A 22,256-nucleotide genomic window follows, 5' to 3' on the forward strand; every position below is an offset into this window, starting at 1 on the left:
CGGAATTAAACCTTCGCACATTCAAAGGCTTATGCATTTGATTTGCTTGAGCGGGTTTGCTCGGTTATGTCGTTTCGAAAAATAAGGTGGAAAGTTTCCGTGTCGAGAAGCTGCGGAATGCACTTTCCCAAGGAGAAGAAGAAATGATGCGCGACACGTTCGCTAATACTCTGAAAGACGCGCTGAAGGCTCGTGACGCCCGGCGTACATCGACCGTGCGTCTCATCCAGGCGGCCATCAAGGATCGCGATATTGCCAATCGCGGCGTGGGCAAGGACCCCGTCACCGACGACGAGATCATGCAGATCCTGACCAAGATGGTGAAGCAGCGGGAAGAGTCCGCCAGCATCTATGATGGTGCCGGTCGCGCCGAGCTTGCCGCTCAGGAGCGCGAGGAAATCGTCATCATCAAGGAATTCATGCCGGAAGAAATTCCGGCCGAAAAGGTGCGCGAATTGTGCCAGGCCGTCATCAGCGAAACCGGCGCCTCCGGCCTGCGTGACATGGGCAAGTGCATGAATGCGCTCAAGGAGCGCTATCCCGGCCAGATCGACTTCGCGAAAGCCTCCGGCGTCGTCAAGGATTTGCTGAAGTAGGTTTCGCCCGTTCGGAAAAAGTAAAGGCAGGGCAGCCATGGCTGCCCTGCCTTTTTGCTGCCGACGAAGGCGCATTTCGGCGGATCAAAATGCGGTCACGCGCAGGCGTTTTTCGGGGGACGTGCCTGCGGGCGTCAGCAGCTTTATGAGAATGTCCGGGCGCTGCCTTTGAATATGTTTTATACCTCGGCGACGGTTGGCTCAAATTACAAAAACATAATTTTTTGTGATGATGCGCTGCCATAAATTTGCCCGAAGCGGGCGACAGCGGCGATGCGGTTTTAGTGCGATGGCCTGTGAATATCGGGTATTCCGGTTCTTTGGGTTTGGTACTGACCCCTTTCTGCGCTTATATGAAAGACTGGCCTCGAACAGGTAACCCATGCGATTTTCCAATTCTTTTCTCGATGAGATACGCGACCGCGTGAACATCTCCGATGTGATCGGCAGACGTGTGTCCTGGGATAAGAAGAAGACCAATACGCCGCGGGGCGATTATTGGGCCTGCTGCCCGTTCCATGGCGAAAAAAGCCCGAGTTTTCACTGCGAGGATCGCAAGGGGCGATACCATTGTTTTGGTTGCGGTGTTTCCGGTGATCATTTCCGCTTTCTGACCGATCTCGAGGGGTTGAGTTTCCCCGAAGCCGTTCAGCAGATTGCCGACATGGCCGGCATCTCCATGCCGCAGCCCGATCCGCAGGCTGAGAAGCGCGAGCGCGAGCGCACCTCTTTGCAGGACGTCATGGAAATGGCGACGCTGTTCTTTCAGGATCAGTTGCAGACCGCGCTTGGTGCGCGGGCGCGGGCTTATCTGCGCGATCGCGGACTGACTGGGCGCACCATCGAGACATTCAGGCTCGGTTTTGCTCCAGATAGCCGCAATGCGCTAAAGGAGCATCTGGCGAGCAAGGGTGTGGCGCGCGAACAGATGGAAGCCTGCGGGCTGGTGGTGCATGAAAACGTGCCGGTTTCCTATGACCGCTTCCGCGACCGCATCATGTTCCCGATCCTGTCGTCGCGCGAAAAGGTGATCGCTTTCGGCGGCCGCGCCATGGCGGCGGATGCAGTGGCCAAATATCTGAACTCCAACGAGACCGAGCTTTTTCACAAGGGCAATGTTCTCTACAATTTCGCCCGCGCGCGGCGCGCCTCGCAGGCTTCCGGCGGCACCGTCATTGCCGTCGAAGGTTATATGGATGTCATTGCGCTTTATCAGGCGGGTGTCGAAAATGCTGTCGCCCCGCTCGGCACGGCGCTGACGGAAAGCCAGCTTGATCTCCTGTGGAAAATGTCGCCGCAGCCGATCCTCTGCTTTGATGGCGACGGCGCCGGCATTCGTGCCGCCAACCGCGCAGCCGATCTCGCCTTGCCGCATATCAAGCCCGATCGTTCGGTGAGCTTTGCGCTTTTGCCCGACGGAAAAGACCCTGATGATCTCGTGCGGCTGGAGGGGCGTGCGCCTTTTGACCGTGTGCTTTCCGAGGCAAAACCGCTCGCGGCGATGATCTGGAGCCGCGAGACGTCTTCGGTGACTTTCGATACGCCTGAAAAGCGTGCCCAGCTTGAAAGCCGGCTGCGGCAGATCGTTGCCGTCATCGGCGACGAGGCGGTACGGCGTTTTTACCAGCAGGATATGCGCGACAGGCTGAATGCCTTTTTCCAGCCGCGTTTTCAGCAGGGCGGTTCGCAGGGTGGAAATTTCCGCCGCGATGGCCAGCAGGGTAATGGGCGCGGGTTCCAGAGGAACGCTTCCGGACGGGGCGGAGCAATGGCTGCGCCGGCCAGCAACATTTCCGACCGGCTTACCCAGTCGGGTCTGGTCAGGGGGCACCAGACCAAGCCTTCACTTCGCGAAAGCGTTCTCGCAATCACCATCGTCAACCATCCCGAACTGCTGCTTGAGGAATATGACGAGATCGCCGCGATCGATTACGAAAACCGCGATCTGCAACGCCTGTGGTCGACTGTGCTGACCTTTGCTGCGGAAAGTGCGGCCGAGATTTCGCGGGCAGGGCTGATCGAGCGCCTGTCGCAGCAGGGTTTCGAGGTGCTTTTGAAAACCATGGACCAGCAGGTGCGCAATGCGCGCCTGTGGACGGCCACGGAACAGGCGGCGCTGGAAGATGCGCGTGAGGGATATGTGCAGGCGCTTTCCCTGCACAAGAGGACGAAATCCCTGCTCTGGCAGAAGCGCGAGCTGGAACGGGAAATAGGCGAGGCGACGGACGACGAACGCGGCACGCTTCTGGTGCGGGCGCTGGCCGAAGTTCAGCTGGAAATCGGCCGAATGGAAAATCAGGAAGCGATCATCGATGGTTTCGGCGTCATGTCCGGCCGGGTAAAGGGCCCGGCTGTCGGCCATGGCTGAGGACTGCGGCCAAGAATAGAAAGACGTGTGGGGTTGCCTTTTGCTGCAAGCGCCCTAAATAGGGGGTAGTCTGGTGATAACTCGCAAAATGCGGCCCTTTTTATGAATTTCCGTGGCTGTCTCGCCCTCAAAGGCTTGACGGGGCGGGAAATAGCGGGAATCACCAATTCAGGAATAGTAAGGTGGAATGAGCCTTGGCGGATAGAAATTGCATGAGCAAGCATTTTCGGGTGCACTGTCTTTGCATTCTGCCTGAGGCTGCCGTGGTTAATCGGCAATTAAAGATCACTCCGTTAGGTGTCTGACAGTGATTCGCTGTTATCAGCCGGATGCTCTCAAGGCGAACGGCTATGCGGCGGAACAGGTGTTAGCGTCAGGGAAAGCGACGAGATAGATGGCAACCAAAGTCAAAGAAAACGAAGAAGCAGAAAACGAACGCGACGGTGCGACGGACGGTCCGCTTCTCGATCTTTCGGATGACGCGGTCAAAAAGATGATCAAGGCCGCCAAGAAGCGCGGCTATGTGACGATGGACGAGCTGAATTCCGTCCTGCCGTCCGAAGAAGTGACGTCCGAGCAGATCGAAGACACGATGGCGATGCTGTCCGATATGGGCATCAACGTTATCGAGGACGAGGATGCCGAGGAAGCACCGGGCGAAGCCGAAAGCGACGATTCCGATAACGAAGAGTCCGAAGGCGGCGAACTGGCACCTTCCGGCGGTACCGCGCTTGCGACCGCGAAGAAAAAAGAACCGACCGACCGTACCGACGATCCTGTGCGCATGTATCTGCGCGAAATGGGTTCCGTAGAGCTTCTGTCGCGCGAAGGCGAAATCGCCATCGCCAAGCGCATCGAGGCCGGCCGCGAAACGATGATCTCCGGCCTTTGCGAAAGCCCGTTGACGTTCCAGGCGCTGATCATCTGGCGCGACGAACTCAACGAAGGCACGACGCTTCTGCGCGAGATCATCGATCTCGAAACCACCTATTCCGGCCCGGAAGCCAAGGCTGCCCCGCAGTTCCAGAGCCCGGAAAAGATCGAGGCGGACCGCAAGGCCGCCGAAGAGAAGGAAAAGACCCGCAGACTGCGTGCGCCCTCCGGTGACGAGGATGTGACTGATGTGGGTGGCGATGGCCTGCCGCCGGAAGAGGAAGAAGAGGACGACGACGAGTCCAACCTTTCGCTTGCCGCGATGGAAGCCGAGCTGCGTCCGCAGGTCATGGAAACGCTCGACACCATTGCCGACACCTACAAGAAGCTGCGCAAGCTTCAGGACCAGCAGGTCGAAGCTCGCCTTGCCTGCACGGGGACCCTGTCCTCCGGTCAAGAGCGCCGCTACAAGGATCTCAAGGACCAGTTGATCACGGCTGTGAAGTCGCTGTCGCTGAACCAGAACCGTGTCGACAGCCTTGTCGAGCAGCTTTACGATATTTCCAAGCGTCTGATGCAGAACGAAGGCCGGTTGCTGCGCCTTGCCGAATCCTATGGCGTCAAGCGCGACAGCTTCCTCGAGCAGTATCACGGTGCGGAACTCGATCCGAACTGGATGAAGTCGATTGCCAATCTGGCCGCCCGCGGCTGGAAGGAATTCGCCCGCGAGGAAAGCAACACGATTCGCGAGATCCGTCAGGAAATCCAGAATCTGTCGACGGAAACCGGTATTTCCATCGCCGAATTCCGCCGTATCGTTTCCATGGTACAGAAGGGTGAGCGCGAAGCGCGTATCGCCAAGAAGGAGATGGTCGAGGCCAACCTGCGTCTCGTGATCTCCATCGCCAAGAAATACACCAACCGCGGCCTGCAGTTCCTCGATCTCATTCAGGAAGGCAATATTGGCCTGATGAAGGCGGTGGACAAATTCGAATATCGCCGTGGTTACAAGTTCTCGACCTATGCGACATGGTGGATCAGACAGGCGATCACCCGTTCGATCGCCGACCAGGCGCGCACGATCCGTATTCCGGTTCACATGATCGAGACGATCAACAAGATCGTTCGCACCTCGCGCCAGATGCTGCACGAGATCGGCCGCGAGCCGACCCCGGAAGAGCTGGCGGAAAAGCTGGCCATGCCGCTTGAAAAGGTGCGCAAGGTTCTGAAAATCGCCAAGGAGCCGATTTCGCTCGAAACCCCTGTGGGTGACGAAGAGGATTCGCATCTCGGCGACTTCATCGAGGACAAGAACGCGCTGCTGCCTATCGACGCCGCCATTCAGGCCAACTTGCGCGAAACGACGACCCGCGTTCTCGCCTCGCTGACGCCGCGTGAAGAACGTGTTCTGCGCATGCGTTTCGGCATCGGCATGAACACCGACCATACGCTGGAAGAAGTCGGCCAGCAGTTCTCGGTCACGCGCGAACGTATTCGCCAGATCGAGGCCAAGGCACTGCGCAAGCTGAAGCATCCGAGCCGCTCCAGAAAGCTCAGAAGCTTCCTCGACAGCTAAGCCTTTGCCTGCTTTAAAATTGAACCCGGTCAGTCACCTCTGGCCGGGTTTTTTGTTTCCTGCACTGGCGATCTCTGCGACAAGCCTTATGTGTGAAAACAAAGCGTTCCGCTTTTTCGGAAATGCTCAGGTTCGATTTGGCTCGATAACATGCAACAGGTTTCGGCAAGCAGATGGCGAGGGAAGGGATGGGCGGTGCCCGTCTCCGTGTTGCTGCATCTGGCTGTGGTCGCGATCTTTCTTTTTGAACTGCCCGAACGCATAGCCGAACCGCAGGAGCCGGAAAGCATCAGCGTCGATCTGGTGCCGCCGCCTGAGGAAAAGAAGCCGGAAGAAGCCAAGCCTCCCGCCGCCGAGCAGGCAAAGCAAGAAAAGCCGCAGCCTCCACCGCCGCCGCCCGCTCCGCCGGCAGAGGAGCCGAAACCTTCGCCGCCCTTGCAGGCGACGCTGCCGGCCATCGCCATGCGGCCGGAGGAGACGCAGGCGGACCCAGAGGACAAGCCAGGTAAGGCGGAGGAAGCGGACAAGACCGAGCCTTCCAAGGAGCCTGAAAGCCAGCCTGAAAAGACGGCTGAGGACAAGCCCGCGCCATCTGCCGCCAACGGCGATCTCAAGGCGTCCGCCGAGCAGGGAGAAATTGCGGTTTCACCCGTCAAGCAAGAGGCTGAGCCGGAAAAGGCGCCTGTGCCGCAGGAGAAACCGGCTGACGAAAAACCTGCCGAGGTGGCAAAGGAGAAGCCCGCGAAACTTCCGGCCGCGAAACAATTATTGTCTTCGTCGCTGCTTTCTCCGGCCCAAAGACGCCAGATGTTTGGTGATCTGCCGCCCCGCCGCCGCATTGTTCAGCTTTGCAGCACGGAGGCTCTGGCGCAAATTCAGGGCGCGGGTTTTGCCGCCCGTGGCATGATACCCTATTCGGATACGGGCGGGAGGATATCGGGGAATTCGATTGATGCTTCCGGCGGCGCATTCAACACCGGCAATAGCTGGCACGATGTGTCTTTTCAGTGCGAAGTCGATCTGGATAACTACGCCGTGACGGCCTTCCGGTTTAAAATTGGGAACGCCTTAACACCGGATGAGGCGAAAAAGCGGGGCTTCACCCGATTTCAATGAAGGCTAGTTTTTTTAAACTTTTGGTTTGCTGACGAAGGTTTCCGTCCGCCACTCCGTCTTCCTCGGGCTTGTCCCGAGGATATGCAACCGACTGATTTTGTAGACGTGTTTAAATCCTTGGGACAAGCCCAAGGATAACGTCGAGTCTGGACATGTCGGTCAGCAGGGCTGGGAGCTTACACCCTCTCCGTATCCCCGACCAACAGCCCGATACCCGCCATCAGCGCATCCTCGTCGTACGGCTTCCTGATAACAGGCACGTTGCCGAAGTCGTCAGGCACCATGCTGGCATCGGCATAGCCGGTTGCGAACAGGAAGGGGATGCCGCGGCGGTGAAGCTCGCGTGCGACGGCGATGGAGGTGTCGGAACCGAGATTGATGTCGAGGATAGCCACATCCGGCACGTAGCTCTTCAGTTTCTCGATGGCCATTGCCGAGGAGGTCGCGGTTTCGATTGTCTTGATGCCGTTGTCTTCCAGCATGTTTTCCACATCCATGGCGATCAGCATCTGGTCTTCTACGAGCAATATTTTCAACGTTTCCTCCCGGTTGGACCGTCTGGGTTGTGGTACGGCGTCATCCTCCGTCTTCATCTCGGAAGCTGTCATGACTGCTGAGATATGGCGGGAGGGCAGGAGAATTTCCGCCTCCAGTCCATCAGGCAAATACCGAATGGTGCTGCGTCCGCCCAGATCGTAGGGGATGCTGCGGCTGATGAGCGCCGTGCCGAACCCGGAGCGTGATGGTGTGGGCAGCTTGGTAGGCAGAATTTCGCGCCAATGTATCAGGCAATCGCGGTTTTCGTCGACTTCCCAGCGTAGATCCAGTTTTCCGCCGGTCTGCGCAAGCGCGCCGTATTTGGCAGCATTCGTCGCCAGTTCATGCAGTACGAGGGCCATGACGGAAAATGCGCGCGAATCGAGCGTGACCTGTGGTCCGGCGAGATCAACAACGGCCTCGGCTGAACGGTGCGGCGACAATTCGGCGTCCAGCAGGTCGCGCAATGACCCGCCGCCTTCACCGCGAATGATCTGGTCATGGGCAAAGGACAATGCCTGGATACGACCCTTCAGCGCACCGACATATTCCTGCAGGGTTTTACCCTCCTGCGAGGGATTGCCGACCAGCGATTTGATAATGGCGAGAACGTTCTTGACGCGGTGGTTGAGTTCCTCGTTCAGCATGCGCTGGCGCACTTCCGCGCGCTCCCTTTCGCCCGCCATCAGCTCGCTGTGATGGAATGCGACCTCGACCAACGCTATTCTTGCGGCTTCGGCAATTTCCCGGTCCGCATCTGACCATGGCTGCGCCTGCAGGCGCACGGTCTCCTTCCAGATCGCGAAGCTCTTGCGCGGGGTGAGACGATCGCCGAGCGGACCGGTCTCATAGGATTTTTCCGGGTTGCCGGCCCAGTTCAGATTCTGCACGATCTCCCTGCGGAAAAACAGCAGATAGTCGTTTTTGACCTGCGACAGCGGAATGGCGAGCATTCCGGCTGCGGTATCTGCATAAATCTCCGCTTCCGGTATGGCTTGCGAGATGGCATGGGTTGCCCAGACCCTTCCCTCACTGACAGAGGTTACGAAGCGCGCCAGCCTTGGAATGGCATCCGCGGGCGGCGTTGCGCCGTGGCCGTGCCAGTTGTTGTCCACCCAAAGCCCGACGCCGTCGCATGGCATCAGATCGGCAAAATCCTGGAAACTGTCGATCAGCAGTTCCTCAATGTGCGCGTGATGGGCGGCGAGCCGCAGGAAGCGGTCGAGAGCGGCATGGGCGTGGTTGACGGTATCGAGTTTGCGCTTCTGCTTAAGGACCTGCAAATGCATGGAGAAAAACTCTCCAAACATTTCTGCGGCGATCCTGACCGACATCGTCAGAACGCGTGGCGAATAATGGTGGCAGGCGATAAGACCCCACAGGGCGCCATCGACGATCACCGAAATCGACATGGAGGCAGCAACGCCCATATTGCGAAGATATTCGCAATGGATGGGAGAAACGCTGCGCAAATGCGCGAATGACAGATCAAGCGGTTCACCAGACACATCGATGGCGGGCAATACGGGAACTCGTATTCCGCTGGCGTCGGATATGATACGCAGTGTGTTTTTCAGATAGAGCGTGCGGGCCTGTTGCGGTATGTCGCTTGCCGGAAAATATTGTCCGAGAAAGCTTTCCAGTTCCGGCTGCTTTGCCTCCGACACGACCTTGCCTGCACCGTCATCCTCGAAACGGTAGATCATCACCCGGTCGTAACCCAAGGTCGCCTTTACCAGCCGGGTTGTTCTCGAAATCAGGCTTTCGACCGTGTCCGCCTCGCGAATGCGGTCCACCATCTTGCGTGCGGTACCAAGCGGCTGGGTCTCGCTCCCTGACGGTTCGAATTCGATGATCGTCGTGGATTTATAGCGGTGGAGCGCAATATCGAAGCTGCGACCATCGCGCAGTTCCATATTGGGCAGCATGGCAGGGCGGGTGGTCCTGCCGGTTACCGTGAGTGCGTTGCGAAGGTCATGGACGAGATTTTTACCAAGCACTTCTTCGGCGGTTCTGCCGTTGATATCGCCATCGACGCGCAAGATCTCGCGACAGTTTTCCGAATGTCGCAGGACCATGCGCATGGCGTTATCGCAAGCGATCAGGCAGCCGTGCGATTGAATATAACCTGGAATGTGGATGGGTTCGCGGTCGCAATTTGTCAGGTCGACATTATAATCAGTGGATGCCATGAATCTATCTCTCGCACCCTCTGCCTGTCTTGCACTGAAAATAGTTTAGTCGTCCGCAGACGGGAAAGCCTGAATGGTTCATTCTGATAGTGCCAATCCTTCCCCGTTTTTTGCAACCGTGACGCCGGTATTCCGTTCTATTAAAGGCAGCCGCCATGTCATGGAAGCAAGCCTTTTCGCCATCAGTTACAATTCGACATGGTCCAACGTTTGCAGTGCCTAATTTGTTCCGAATTTTCTAAAGGAAATAACGTGCCGCAGAAGAAAATGACCATTACCACCACCCACGGGCAGGGGCTCTACGAATTTACGTCCGAGGCCGAGCGCTTTGTGAAGGAGGCAGGCGTGGACGAAGGCCTTTTGACCGTCTTCGTCAGGCACACATCCTGCTCCCTGCTTATCCAGGAAAATGCCGATCCGGATGTTCGGCGCGATCTGGCGATATTTTTTTCCCGCCTCGTGCCACCTTCCGACGATGTCTCCATGCGCTGGGTCGTCCACACGCTCGAAGGCCCTGATGACATGCCTGCTCACATCAAATCGGCCCTGACCGCGGTTTCCATCGGAGTACCGATCAGCGATGGCAGGCTTACCCTTGGCACATGGCAGGGCCTTTATCTTTTCGAACATCGCGACCGGCCGCACCGCCGTGAAATCGTTCTGCATATCTCCCCATGATTCCCGTCAAAAGCCCCGACTTTTCCTTTCGTTTTCCCGTTAATGTCTCTGAACGTCTGCTGAACATGCGGTTCTGTCGGCGTTCAGGCGGGCGGGTCTAGGGTCTCGTCAATCGCCGGGGGACGTCCCTGCCGGCGCAGAACCAAACGGAGTGAGTTCATGTTCAGTACCTTCGCAAAAGCCGGCCTGGCTGCCCTCATCGCCCTCGGCGGAATTTCCGTCACCGCTCCAGCTGCTTCGGCTGGCCCGGATGTTCAGCTCAGAGTTCAGGTTCAGGATGGATACGGTCATGACAGAGGCCGCGGCCCGGGCTGGGGTCGTCCCGATCGTCCTGGTCCGGGTTGGGGCCGTCCTGACCGCCCGCGTTACGGTTGCTCGCCGCGGCTTGCGGAGGAAAAGGCTAGCCGCATGGGTCTTCGCCGCGCGCGCGTTGTCGATGTATCGCCGCGCCGTGTCGTGGTTGCAGGCTTCGACCGTCGCGGCCCTGACCGCATCTTCTTCGCCAATGAGCGTGGTTGCCCGGTGATCCGTCGCTAAACGGCTGATATTGATCCGCGGAAATCCCCCGCCCTTCGCGCGGATCAAAAAAAATGCCCCTCGCTTGTTCTGACAGGCGGGGGGCGTTTCTTTTTGTGGCCTCTCGGGTGGCGGTTACGCGCAGCCGTTCGGCAAATGCGGGCGGCGGGCAATGCCGCCGCTCCGACTGTTTTATTCGCCCAGGGCGAAGGTGACGTTGACCACCACGCTGTAGCTGTTCTCACCCGAAGCGATCGGCACGCTGTCGGCCTCCTTCGCCATCGAAGCGCGCATCATGGTCTGCGGCACCGGCATGGGGCGCTGCATGTTCTCGCTGATCTGGATCACGCGTCCAAGCTTCACGCCCGCCGCTTCCGTCAGCGTTTTCGCTTTGGCCAGCGCATCGGCAACGGCTTGCTTGCGGGCCTCGGTCACGGTTGCTTCCGGCTTGTCATTGGTAAAGGTAATATCGCCGCCCTGGTTGATACCGAGCTTGACGGAGGTATCGAGTATCTCGCCCAGCTTCTTCAGGTCGCGTACGCGCACGGTCAGTCCGTTGGAAACTTGATAGCCGGTAATTTCCGGTGCGACGTAAACGCCGTCTTTCGGCTCATAATGCTTGTAAAGCGGCTGCACGGAGAAATTGCTCGTCTGCAGGTCGCGGTCTTCGATGGCGGACGCCTTCAGCGATTTCAGAACCTCGGCGAGCGCCTTGGAATTCTCTGTCAGAGCCGCAGCCGCCGTTTCCGCCTGCTTGACGACACTGAATGACAGGATCGCCATATCGGGCGCGATTGCCGACTGGCCTTCGCCGGAAACACTGATGGTTGCTTCGCGCGGAGTGGCATCCTGCGCAAGGGCATTACCGGCAAGCGGCATCATTGCTGCTGCGGTCAATGCACTGAGTGCGAAAAGGCGGGCCTTTGTCGTCGTCATGGTGTTTCCTCGTTGATTGTGTCCCTTTGCAGGGTATTGCCTTAGATTGTGAAGCTAATACGGCAACGGCAGCTTGCGATAGCATCAATGGCTTGTCGGGCCGTAAAAATTACGTTAGAGCGTGACCCACCGGATTCGAACCATTGCGAAGCCGGTGTTTCGGATAATTTTTCCGAAAGGGCCTGTAGCTCAATGGTTAGAGCCGGCGGCTCATAACCGCTTGGTTGGGAGTTCGAGTCTCTCCGGGCCCACCATTTTCCTTATATTTTGAACGAGTTGGTGCGATTCCGCATAGCAAGTCGATACATCATCGATCATTGCGCATTCCTTGGATTTTGCTCATCCAACAAAAAATCCGACCAGCCATTCAGACTGGTCGGATTGTTCATCACGGATTTTCAGCTATGGGGTCAGTCGCAGACCCGCATGCTTTCGGTGTGCCAGCCGCCATCATAGGAATTGGGAACGCGGCGGTCTTCGAACCAGCAGCGTGGGCGGGGCGGCGGCGGTGGCTCGTAGTATCGGGGACCGCTGTTACCGCCGTTGGCGATTGCGCCGCCGATCAGGCCGCCGATAACGCCTGCAGCCAGTCCGCCGGCAATCGCAGCACCATCATTGTGGCGGCGGTGTTCGCGATAGGGCGGTGGGGGCGGGCCGCCACGGTCGTAGCGCGGACGATAGGGATAGTCCTGCGCGGCAGCGGTGCCGTAGGACGCGAAGACGCTGCCGGTGGCAACCAGCGCGGCAAGGGTTGTAAGAATGATCTTTTTCATCGAGGGCTACTCCATAAGCCTGCTTCGGGAGATAGAGGCTCATTATGCCCGCATGATGGCACGGGCCGGCTGAACGGTCCGTGAATATCTCATTTTTGCGATGTTCACATTTTCCACGTTTTTAGAGTCTCAGGGCGAAGCTGGTGCGGCGTTCCGACAAAGAAAAAGCCCAGCATTTGGCCGGGCTCTTTTGCTGACGTTTGTCGACGCTATCAGAACTTCACACCAAGGCCGACCTTGACGGTGCTCTGGTCGAAATCGGTGTTGACGCCGAAGATATCCTTGTCGCCATAGTCATTATAGCGATATTCGATCCTGCCGAATACATTGTCGGTGAAGGCATAGTCCAGGCCAGCGCCAACGGTGTAACCGTTGAACGTGGTGCTATCCTTGCCGGCGCCAGGCGTTTCGATGAAACCGCGCGTCGCTGTCCAGCCGGCGGTACCATAGATCAAGGCACGGTCGAAAGCGTAACCGACACGTCCACGAACGGAGCCCTGCCAGTCGGTGCCGATGTTCACGCCGGCATAGTCATTGTCGTTCCAGTTATAATCGACATCGCCTTCGATACCGAGGACGAAATTATTGTCGAACTGGTAATTGTAACCGGCAAAAGCGCCCAGGATGCCGCCATCGAAACTATCCGACGCGACAGGGCCGCCAGCCGAAAAATCGCCGTTCGCCCAGCCTGCGCCGCCTTGAATACCAAGATACGGACCAGACCAGGTAAATACCGGCAGGGTTTCCTGCGCGACCGGAGGCGCCGGGGTTTCGTAGACGGCATCCGCAGCCATCGCGGTGCTGGCGGACAGGGCCAAGAGTGACGTTACGATCAGCGTTTTCATCGTTTTTCTCCCTGAGCTGATTGACTTCTATAACATATATTAGGTGCATTTAATATGGGTTGGAGATCGGCGGTTCCAAGGGGCAGATTGTTCCCTCGAGTTGCCGGCCTTCCTTGCCCAAATCGCGACGTTTTTTACCGCCCCGTCATGCTGTTCTGATGCGGCGAACGCCTTCAACGGCGTTTGGTTCCTTTCGCCGCCTTGTCAAAGCAACGGGAGAGGGGTCACGCTTGGTTGTCTTGACAGCGGGGGGCACGACCATAGAGTTGTGCCTGTCTGCGGCAACGCCGGTGCTTCGGCACCTGGATAGGGCTGATGTTGCGGGCAGGAATGGGCAAGGGAGGACAGGATCGCATGCGGGTTAGTTTTCATGGGGGAGGGGCGACGTGATTGTCGGAGCCGTTCTCAGTGCCATTCTCCTTCTCACCCTCATCGCGTTTCCGCGGCACCTCAAACCGGTCGTCATCTGCCTGCTGTTGATCTGGGGAACCACTGCCGCCTTTGTCATTTACGACTGGCAGCGCGGTAGCCAGCGGCTCGACCATGTGATTGCGACGGCTAGCTTCGATGCGGCGTGCACGGATGCGGCATTGCCGATCCGCGTCAGCTTCCGCAACGACAATAATGTTGCCGTGCAGCGCCTGACCTATACGCTTGAAGGGTTCGAGCCTGCCTTCCGCGCCTCCGTCGCCTTTGATCCCTATCAGGTGAGTGAAAGGCGGATCGAGGCCGGAGAGACCTTTGCCGCGTGCCGCTCTTTCCGACTGCGCAACAATGAAACGGTAGATCCGCAACGGCTGGAATGGCGCGTCACCATCGTTTCTGCGGAATTCGATTGAACGGCTGTCGCTGCTTCCGACCCTCACGGTTTCTTGAACATTTTCGTGCTGTCGCCTGAACCCCTTGTTTCGCAAGGGGTTCGTAAAGGTGCCCGCGTCGTTGCCGGCCACGCCGAGGCCGCTTTCGCCGTTGCGGGACTTGTTTTCGCCGATTTGCAATGCCACCTGCCCACCCGTCCGATGAATGTTGCGGGTTTAGGTTTTGCGTATAGTTCTGAAGTTTCTGAAAATTGCCGCCATTGGCCTGGTGGCTCTGCCGGTTCTGGCCGGCGCGCATATGGGCATCGGCCAGCTGACCGGAAATTTTCACGAGGTCATTCCCGGCGAACTTTATCGTTCGGCCCAGCCGAGCGGCAAGGACATCACGGCCTATTCCAAGGCCTACGGCATCAAGACGATCATCAATCTGCGCGATGAAAAGCGTGAAGGCTGGTACGACGCCGAAAGCCAGGCTGCGAAAAACAACGGTGTCCGGCTTGTCGATTATCCGCTGAGTTCAAGCGAGAAGGTCTCGGTGGAGGAAGCGGAAACGCTCGTCGCCGTGCTGCGCAACGCTGAAAAACCGATCCTCATCCATTGCGAACACGGCGCCAACCGAACCGGGCTCGCCTCCGCGATCTATGTGAGCGCCGTTGCCGGCAAAAGCGAGGCTGCCGCCGAGTTCCAGCTTTCACCCTATTACGGACATGTGCCGATCCCGGGTATCGGCCGTTATGAAATGTACCAGTCCTGGGATGATTTCGAGGAAACTATCGGATTTTGAGGCGCCTCGATATGCCGACACCCCGGATTTGATCCGGGGTCCCGCATGATCACGTCCGGTATGACGGAGCGTGTCAGATGCTTCATTCTTGCAGCGGCCTCAATAGGAGCCGCCGCCTTCCTTGATCACTTTCGTCAAACTTCCCGTTGCCGGAAATAGCGGGATCAGGCAGGCCTGAAGCGCGTGGTAGATGTCGCCCTTGCCGGGGAAAAGCGTGTTGGCTGGAATCAGATTTTCCGTCAGCTCCTCGTGCCAGCCGCCATTGTCGTGGTCGATGAAATTGTTGGCGATCGTGCTCCAGATGCGGCGGTAGCTGTCTTCGTAAAATTCGTCCGCCGGCAGATTTTCGTTGAGGAAGTGGGCTGCACCCGCCGCCTCGCACATGGGCCACCAGAGCTTTGCCGTCTTGTCGGGATTGTCGTGCCAGTCGAGCGTATAAAAGAAGCCGCCTTTTTCGCGGTCCCAACCAAGCGCCATGGATTGCACGAAGAGCGATTTTGCCGCCACCGGCATCCAGTCATGGCGGCGTTCGCCCAGCACCCACAATTGCAGGATGAGGCGCGCCCATTCCAGCCAGTGGCCGGGAGTGGAGCCGGAGGGGCGGAACATTTCGTTGCCACGATACTCCTTGTCGAGCGTCCAGTTCTCGTCAAAATGCTCCGGCACGCGGAAATCCAGCTCACCGGCGCGGCGGCGGATGACGAGATCGGCGATGCGTTCGGCCTTTGTCAGGTAATTGCTGTCGCCGGTCGCCTCATAAGCGGCCATCAGCGCTTCGGTCAGATGCATGTTGGAATTCTGGCCGCGATAATTGTCGATGGGTGACCAGTCGCGGTTGAATTCCTCGGCGATAGAGCCGTGTTTTTCTTCCCAGAAACGCGTTTCCAGAACCTCGGTGATGTCGGCCAGCATCTTGTCAGCAAGCGGGTGGCCGACAGTTTTGGCGGAGGAGGCGGCCAGAAGCACGAAGGCGTGGCCATAACCCTGTTTGGTGGCGTCCACCGGGCCGCCATCGTTGACCTGCCAGAAATAACCGCCGTGCTCGCTGTCACGATGATTGTTCCAGAGGTAGGTCATACCGTGGTCGACGATGTCGCCGCAGCCCGGCCGTCCGAGCAGGTGGCCGATGGAGAAGCAATGCACCATGCGTGCCGAGGCATGGATGCCGCGCACAGGATCGTTTTTCTGCAGCGGCGCACCCTTGGCGTCGAGATCGAAGAAGCCGCCGGCCGGATTGACGGCGCGATACTGGAAGAAGTCGAAAAGCCCATCGGCCTGTTTGACCAGCCACTGGCGATGCCATGGCAAGGTGTTCCAGTTCCGGTTGTTGTGGTCGTCCTCGGGCATTTCGTCCTCCATACGGTTTGCTGCTTCGGCTTATATCCTTGCTGCATAAACCTGTCATCTGTCAGTGAAATTTCGTAGTCTGCCGCAACGACGCAAAGCCATACCTATACCTTGAAGATATATTGACATAAACATATCTTTATGTGACTTGACGGCTTGCGATCTTGCAAATCGAAATGAGGAGTGCGCCCGTGTTTGACGATCTGTTCGGCCCTGAAGGGGCAAAGCGCGACGGCGCGGAAATTTTGCGCGCGCTGCGCCAGGCCGCCAGCGAACGTATCCTCATTCTCGATGGCGCTATGGGCACGCAGATTCAAGGACTGGGGTTTGATGAAGATCATTTTCGCGGTGATCGTTTTATCGGCTGCGCCTGTCACCAGCAGGGCAATAACGACCTTCTGATCCTGACCCAGCCGGATGCCATCGAAGAAATCCATTATCGCTATGCGATGGCGGGCGCGGATATTCTCGAAACCAACACGTTTTCGTCGACGCGCATCGCGCAGGCGGACTACGAGATGGAAAACGCCGTCTACGATCTCAACCGCGAAGGGGCGCAGATCGTCCGCCGTGCTGCCCAGCGGGCTGAGCGCGAAGATGGCCGCCGCCGTTTCGTTGCGGGCGCTATCGGCCCGACCAACCGCACCGCCTCGATTTCGCCTGATGTCAACAATCCTGGTTACCGTGCCGTCAGTTTCGACGATCTGCGCATCGCCTATGGCGAGCAGATCGACGGTCTGATCGACGGCGGCGCGGATATCATCCTCATCGAGACGATCTTCGATACGCTGAACGCCAAGGCCGCAATCTTCGCCTGCGAGGAGCGCTTCGAGGCCAAGGGCATCCGTCTGCCGGTGATGATATCAGGCACGATCACGGACCTTTCCGGCCGCACGCTGTCCGGCCAGACGCCGTCTGCTTTCTGGAACTCGGTGCGACACGCCAACCCCTTCACCATCGGCCTCAACTGCGCTCTTGGTGCAGATGCCATGCGTCCGCATCTGCAGGAGCTTTCGGATGTGGCCGACACCTTCGTCTGCGCCTATCCGAATGCCGGCCTGCCGAACGAATTCGGGCAATATGACGAAACACCCGAGATGATGGCGCGCCAGGTACAGGGTTTTGCCCGCGACGGTCTTGTCAACATCGTCGGCGGTTGCTGCGGCTCGACGCCCGAGCATATCCGGGCGATTGCCGAAGCCGTCAAGGATTACAAGCCGCGCCCCATTCCCGAGCACAAGCCCTTCATGTCGCTTTCGGGTCTCGAACCCTTCGTGCTGACCAAGGACATTCCCTTCGTCAACGTGGGCGAACGTACCAACGTCACCGGCTCGGCCCGCTTCCGCAAGCTGATCACCGCCGGCGATTACACGGCGGCGCTGGCTGTCGCCCGCGATCAGGTGGAAAACGGTGCGCAGATCATCGACATCAACATGGATGAGGGCCTGATCGACTCGCAAAAGGCGATGGTGGAGTTCCTGAACCTCATTGCCGCCGAGCCTGATATTGCCCGCGTGCCTGTGATGATCGACTCATCCAAGTTCGAAATCATCGAAGCCGGTCTGAAATGCGTGCAGGGCAAATCGATCGTCAATTCGATTTCGCTGAAGGAAGGCGAGGAGAAGTTTCTCCAGCAGGCGCGGCTCGTCCACAATTACGGTGCTGCGGTCGTGGTCATGGCATTTGACGAGGTCGGGCAGGCGGATACCTATCAGCGCAAGGTGGAAATCTGCACGCGCGCCTACAAGCTTTTGACTGAAAAGGCGGGCCTGTCGCCGGAAGACATTATCTTCGATCCAAACGTGTTTGCGGTGGCCACGGGTATCGAGGAGCACAATAATTACGGCGTGGACTTCATTGAAGCCACCAAGACCATCCGCGAAACCATGCCGCTGACGCATATTTCCGGTGGCGTTTCCAACCTGTCCTTCTCCTTCCGCGGCAATGAGCCGGTGCGTGAGGCGATGCATGCCGTGTTCCTCTACCACGCCATCCAGGTCGGCATGGATATGGGCATCGTCAATGCCGGGCAGCTTGCGGTTTACGACAACATCGATGCGGAATTGCGCGAGGCCTGCGAAGATGTGGTGCTGAACCGCCGCGACGACGCGACGGAGCGGCTGCTTGACGTGGCGGAGCGTTTCCGCGGCACGGGTGAAAAACAGGCGAAGGTGCAGGATCTTTCCTGGCGCGAGCTTTCCGTCGAAAAGCGGCTGCAACACGCGCTGGTCAACGGCATTACCGAATTCATCGAAGCCGATACGGAAGAGGCGCGCCAACAGGCCGCCCGCCCGCTGCACGTTATCGAAGGGCCGCTGATGGCGGGCATGAACGTGGTCGGTGACCTGTTCGGCTCTGGAAAGATGTTTCTGCCGCAGGTGGTTAAATCCGCCCGCGTGATGAAGCAGGCCGTCGCCGTTCTGCTTCCTTACATGGAAGAGGAAAAGCGCCTGAATGGCGGTGAACAGAACAAGGCCGCCGGCAAGGTGCTGATGGCGACCGTGAAGGGTGATGTGCACGATATCGGCAAGAACATCGTCGGCGTCGTTCTTGCCTGCAACAATTACGAGATCATCGATCTCGGCGTGATGGTGCCGACGACGAAAATCCTTGAAACGGCGATTGCCGAAAAGGTCGATGTGATCGGTCTTTCCGGTCTAATCACGCCATCGCTTGATGAAATGGTGCATGTGGCGGCGGAAATGGAGCGGCAGGGTTTCAACATCCCGCTGCTGATCGGCGGCGCAACGACGAGCCGCGTGCATACGGCGGTGAAAATCCATCCGCGCTACGAACAGGGCCAGGCGATCTATGTCACCGATGCCTCGCGTGCGGTGGGCGTCGTCTCCGCACTTCTCTCCGCCGAGCAGAAGCCAGCCTATATCGACGGCATCCGGGCTGAATATGCCAAGGTGGCGGAGGCGCATGCCCGCAATGAGCGCGAAAAGCAGCGTCTGCCGCTTTCCCGCGCCCGCGAGAATGCGCACAAGATCGACTGGTCGACCTATAGTGTCGTGAAGCCGCAATTCTTCGGCACCAAGGTGTTCGAGACCTATGACCTTGAGGAGCTGTCCCGTTACATCGACTGGACGCCGTTCTTCCAGACCTGGGAGCTGAAGGGTCGTTATCCCGCTATCCTTGAAGACGAGAAGCAGGGTGAGGCCGCGCGGCAGCTTTATGCCGATGCGCAGGCGATGCTGAAGAAGATCATCGAGGAAAAATGGTTCCGGCCGCGGGCTGTTATCGGCTTCTGGCCCGCCAATGCGGTGGGCGACGACATCAGGCTGTTCACGGATGAAAACCGTTCCGAAGAACTGGCGACCTTCTTCACGCTGCGCCAGCAGCTTTCCAAGCGTGACGGACGCCCCAATGTGGCGCTTTCCGATTTCGTCGCGCCCGTCGATAGCGGCGTTGCCGATTATGTCGGCGGCTTCGTCGTCACGGCGGGTATCGAGGAGGTGGCGATTGCTGAACGCTTCGAGCGGGCTAATGACGATTATTCGTCGATTCTCGTCAAGGCGCTGGCCGACCGTTTTGCGGAAGCCTTTGCCGAACGTATGCATGAGCGGGTGCGCAAGGAATTCTGGGGTTATGCGCCCGAAGAAGCTCTTGCCGGCGATGAGCTGATCGGCGAGGCCTATGCCGGTATCCGCCCTGCGCCGGGTTATCCGGCCCAGCCTGATCACACCGAAAAGAAAACCCTGTTCTCCCTGCTCGACGCCACCAACGCGGCGGGCGTGGAGCTGACGGAGAGTTATGCCATGTGGCCCGGCTCCTCCGTCTCCGGCCTCTATATCGGCCATCCCGAGAGCTACTATTTCGGTGTTGCCAAGGTGGAACGCGATCAGGTGCTGGACTATGCGCGTCGTAAGGACATGCCGTTGGTAGAGGTAGAGCGCTGGCTCGGACCCGTGCTCAACTACGTACCGGTAAACGGTGCCGAGGAGATCGACAGCGCGGCCTGACGTTTCGGCCACCGTTGTTGCAATAAAAAGCGCGGGTCCTGCCCGCGCTTTTTTGTGTCGTCGTTGGGCTTACGACCTTAAGGCCGCCAGTTCCTCTATGCCGACATGGCTTTCGATTTCGCTGCCGCGCAGATAGAGGTAAACGCCGATGCAGAAGGCGAGGGCGGCGATGAACACCAGATACCACGCATGCGCCATTGGATTGACGGCTAGCGCCATCGTTACGCCAATCGGTGTCAGCCCGCCGAAGATGGCATAGGAGACGTTGTAGGCGAAGGAGAGGCCCGAGAAGCGGACCGATGCCGGGAAGGCGCGCACCATGACATAGGGCACTGCACCCGCCATGCCAACCGACAGGCCCATGACGCCGTAAAGCACGAACATGGTTTCTAGCGATGTGCCGGCATAGCTGTAGAAAGTGAAGGTGGCGATGCCGAAGAAGATGCTGGCGGCCATGAAGAAAATGCCGGAGCCGACACGATCGATCAATGCGCCGGCGATGATGACGCCGAAGATGAGGAACAGCGTGCCGAAGCTGGTGCCTGCCAGCGCCTGGGTCGGTGTGTAGCCATAGAGCTTCTGCAGGAAGGTTGCCGTCATCAGCGTGGTAACGACGATGGCTGCGGACAGAACCCAGGTCAGTAGCGCGGAAATGATCACGCCGCGCATATGGTGCTTCAGCACGAGGCCAAGCGGAAGCTTGTCCGTCAGCGACTTCGACTTTTTCATCTCCATGAAGATCGGAGTCTCTTCCAACCAGCGGCGCAGATAGACGGCAATCAGGCCGAATATGCCGCCGAGCAGGAAGGGAATGCGCCATGCATAGGCCGCCACATCTTCTGCCGAGAAGAGGGAATTGATGGCAAAGGCAATCAGCGAACCGAGCATGATGCCGAAAGAGAGGCCGGACGTCAGAAAACCGCAGGCGAGCCCGACGCGGCGAAAGGGCACGTGCTCCGCAACGAAGGTCCAGGCACCCGGCACTTCGCCGCCAATGGCCGCACCCTGCAGCATGCGCAGGACGATGAGAAGGATGGGGGCCGCAACGCCGATGGTGGCATAGGTCGGCATCAGCGCCATGCCGAGCGTCGAAAGCGCCATAAGCAGGATGGAGAAGGCGAAGACGCGTTTGCGGCCATAACGATCGCCATAATGCGCGAGAACGATGCCGCCCAGCGGCCGCACCAGATAACCGGCGGCGAAGATGCCGAAGGTCTGGATCATCACCAGCCAATCGGGCATTTCCGGCGGGAAGAACAGATGGCCGATGACGGTGGCGAAAAACACGAAAATGATGAAATCGTAGAACTCCAGCGCGCCGCCGAGGGCCGAGAGGCCGAGAGTTCTGTAGTCCTGCCTGTTCAGGGGCCGGGCAGCTGCCGGTGTGGTGGTGGGAGACATAAGCCTGCTTCTTTTTCTAATTCACATGTTGCTAATGGGCATGCGGCAAGCGATGCGCGATTTCAAGCCTTATCAGCTCCTAATCGCTCAGGAATTTTGATGGACGATCAAGAAAGCGCCGCAGGAAACTGATGTTTTCCAGCTCGTCATAAAGACGCTCGGTGATGCCGCTCTCGTCGAAGTAATAAATCGTCGCTTCGGGAATGGCCAAGAGCACCGGCGAATGGGTTGCGATGATCAACTGCCCACCACTATCTGCCGTGTGACGGACGATAGCCGCAAGCTCCAGCTGCTTTTGCGGTGAAAGAGGACTTTCCGGTTCATCGAGAAAATAAAGGCCGGCGCCGTGCAGGCGCTGCTGCATGATATCGAGAAATCCCTCGCCATGCGAACGCCGGTCTATGACGTTGCTTCTGACGATATGCCTGAAAGTGTCCGGTGTTTCCTCGGGAAAATCTTCGCCTCTTTTCAGGGCTTTTTCCCGCTCCCAGCGAAAGTCATCCAGGGTCTCTTCATTCTGCTTGCGGATGTAGCCAAGCACGTCTTCGGCGCGCATGAACATGCGGATTTTCGGGTATTTCTTGCGGGCGAAATAGAATGCCTTCGCCACGGTTTCCGCATGCTGAAGATAGAGGTCGCCGGCAACCTGTCCATGATTGCCGATGGCATAGGCCGTCATTCCGGCCGCCAGCCCTTCCAGCAGCGTGGATTTGCCGGAGCCGTTATTGCCGGCGAAAAAGGTGATCGGCGTCTTGAATTCGAGGCGTTCCAGCTGGCGCAGCGCCGGAACGGTAAAGGGGTATTCGTCCCTTCGGTCCGGAGTTTCCTTCATGGTCACGCTGTCGAGAAACAGCATTTTCAATCCTCTTTATCGATGCTTCTTTTTCTGTGCGTCCGTTTGCGGCGGAAGAGGAGTATATTATATTGGTGTATAT

Annotated in this window: 16 protein-coding genes and 1 tRNA gene; 10 read left to right on the plus strand and 7 right to left on the minus strand. The window is 58.2% G+C overall.

Features of this window, described 5'->3' with window-relative positions; genetic code table 11:
• Positions 1–146 precede the first annotated feature (146 nt).
• The 4 genes from GH784_RS25815 (at position 147) to GH784_RS25830 (ending at position 6,529) form a co-directional block, all read left to right on the plus strand.
• Complete coding sequence (locus GH784_RS25815; RefSeq protein ID WP_026330775.1) at positions 147–596, plus strand: GatB/YqeY domain-containing protein; 450 nt, start codon at positions 147–149, stop codon at positions 594–596.
• A 382-nt stretch (positions 597–978) separates the two neighbouring features.
• Positions 979–2,964 carry a DNA primase gene (gene dnaG / locus GH784_RS25820; RefSeq protein ID WP_013636554.1) on the plus strand — a complete coding sequence of 662 codons (1,986 nt, stop codon included), beginning with the start codon at positions 979–981 and terminating at the stop codon, positions 2,962–2,964.
• A 394-nt stretch (positions 2,965–3,358) separates the two neighbouring features.
• Positions 3,359–5,413, plus strand: a complete 2,055-nt coding sequence (rpoD, locus tag GH784_RS25825) for an RNA polymerase sigma factor RpoD (protein ID WP_003513359.1) — start codon at positions 3,359–3,361, stop codon at positions 5,411–5,413.
• 195 nt (positions 5,414–5,608) lie between these two features.
• The gene (locus GH784_RS25830; protein WP_038491710.1) at positions 5,609–6,529 is read left to right on the plus strand and encodes a DUF930 domain-containing protein; all 921 of its coding nucleotides are present in this window, start codon (positions 5,609–5,611) and stop codon (positions 6,527–6,529) included.
• A gap of 176 nt (positions 6,530–6,705) precedes the next feature.
• On the opposite strand, the gene GH784_RS25835 is transcribed toward GH784_RS25830, so the two are convergent.
• Positions 6,706–9,258 (minus strand): HWE histidine kinase domain-containing protein, encoded by a 2,553-nt coding sequence (locus GH784_RS25835; RefSeq protein WP_065702327.1) that lies wholly within the window; start codon positions 9,256–9,258, stop codon positions 6,706–6,708.
• 252 nt (positions 9,259–9,510) lie between these two features.
• On the opposite strand from GH784_RS25835, the gene GH784_RS25840 reads away from it, so the two are divergent.
• Both GH784_RS25840 and GH784_RS25845 read left to right on the plus strand, forming a co-directional pair.
• Positions 9,511–9,936 carry a secondary thiamine-phosphate synthase enzyme YjbQ gene (locus tag GH784_RS25840; protein ID WP_038491704.1) on the plus strand — a complete coding sequence of 142 codons (426 nt, stop codon included), beginning with the start codon at positions 9,511–9,513 and terminating at the stop codon, positions 9,934–9,936.
• 159 nt (positions 9,937–10,095) lie between these two features.
• Positions 10,096–10,473 carry a hypothetical protein gene (locus tag GH784_RS25845; RefSeq protein ID WP_003513350.1) on the plus strand — a complete coding sequence of 126 codons (378 nt, stop codon included), beginning with the start codon at positions 10,096–10,098 and terminating at the stop codon, positions 10,471–10,473.
• A 171-nt stretch (positions 10,474–10,644) separates the two neighbouring features.
• Here the strand turns inward: GH784_RS25845 and GH784_RS25850 are convergent, their stop codons facing one another.
• Complete coding sequence (locus GH784_RS25850) at positions 10,645–11,388, minus strand: SIMPL domain-containing protein (RefSeq protein WP_003513348.1); 744 nt, start codon at positions 11,386–11,388, stop codon at positions 10,645–10,647.
• A 178-nt stretch (positions 11,389–11,566) separates the two neighbouring features.
• On the opposite strand from GH784_RS25850, the gene GH784_RS25855 reads away from it, so the two are divergent.
• A tRNA-Ile gene (locus tag GH784_RS25855) sits at positions 11,567–11,642 on the plus strand.
• Between the two features lie 156 nt (positions 11,643–11,798).
• Here GH784_RS25855 and GH784_RS25860 read toward each other — a convergent pair.
• Both GH784_RS25860 and GH784_RS25865 read right to left on the minus strand, forming a co-directional pair.
• Complete coding sequence (locus tag GH784_RS25860; RefSeq protein WP_003513347.1) at positions 11,799–12,161, minus strand: hypothetical protein; 363 nt, start codon at positions 12,159–12,161, stop codon at positions 11,799–11,801.
• A gap of 212 nt (positions 12,162–12,373) precedes the next feature.
• The gene (locus GH784_RS25865) at positions 12,374–13,006 is read right to left on the minus strand and encodes an outer membrane protein (RefSeq protein WP_003513345.1); all 633 of its coding nucleotides are present in this window, start codon (positions 13,004–13,006) and stop codon (positions 12,374–12,376) included.
• 386 nt (positions 13,007–13,392) lie between these two features.
• On the opposite strand from GH784_RS25865, the gene GH784_RS25870 reads away from it, so the two are divergent.
• Positions 13,393–13,845 (plus strand): hypothetical protein, encoded by a 453-nt coding sequence (locus tag GH784_RS25870; RefSeq protein WP_003513344.1) that lies wholly within the window; start codon positions 13,393–13,395, stop codon positions 13,843–13,845.
• A 202-nt stretch (positions 13,846–14,047) separates the two neighbouring features.
• Complete coding sequence (locus GH784_RS25875) at positions 14,048–14,608, plus strand: dual specificity protein phosphatase family protein (RefSeq protein ID WP_065702328.1); 561 nt, start codon at positions 14,048–14,050, stop codon at positions 14,606–14,608.
• A gap of 99 nt (positions 14,609–14,707) precedes the next feature.
• Here GH784_RS25875 and GH784_RS25880 read toward each other — a convergent pair whose 3' ends face one another.
• The gene (locus GH784_RS25880; RefSeq protein WP_065702329.1) at positions 14,708–15,967 is read right to left on the minus strand and encodes an AGE family epimerase/isomerase; all 1,260 of its coding nucleotides are present in this window, start codon (positions 15,965–15,967) and stop codon (positions 14,708–14,710) included.
• Positions 15,968–16,146: 179 nt separating this feature from the next.
• On the opposite strand from GH784_RS25880, the gene metH reads away from it, so the two are divergent.
• Complete coding sequence (gene metH / locus GH784_RS25885; protein ID WP_019565253.1) at positions 16,147–19,920, plus strand: methionine synthase; 3,774 nt, start codon at positions 16,147–16,149, stop codon at positions 19,918–19,920.
• A 69-nt stretch (positions 19,921–19,989) separates the two neighbouring features.
• On the opposite strand, the gene GH784_RS25890 is transcribed toward metH, so the two are convergent.
• A complete protein-coding gene (locus GH784_RS25890) occupies positions 19,990–21,321 on the minus strand; it encodes an MFS transporter (RefSeq protein WP_035198632.1) in 1,332 nt (443 codons plus the stop codon).
• 79 nt (positions 21,322–21,400) lie between these two features.
• Positions 21,401–22,177, minus strand: coding sequence for an AAA family ATPase (locus GH784_RS25895; protein WP_065702330.1), 777 nt, complete (start codon positions 22,175–22,177; stop codon positions 21,401–21,403).
• Positions 22,178–22,256: the final 79 nt, after the last annotated feature.

Source organism: Agrobacterium tumefaciens (assembly GCF_009649785.1).
Classification (GTDB): Bacteria; Pseudomonadota; Alphaproteobacteria; order Rhizobiales; family Rhizobiaceae; genus Agrobacterium; species Agrobacterium tumefaciens.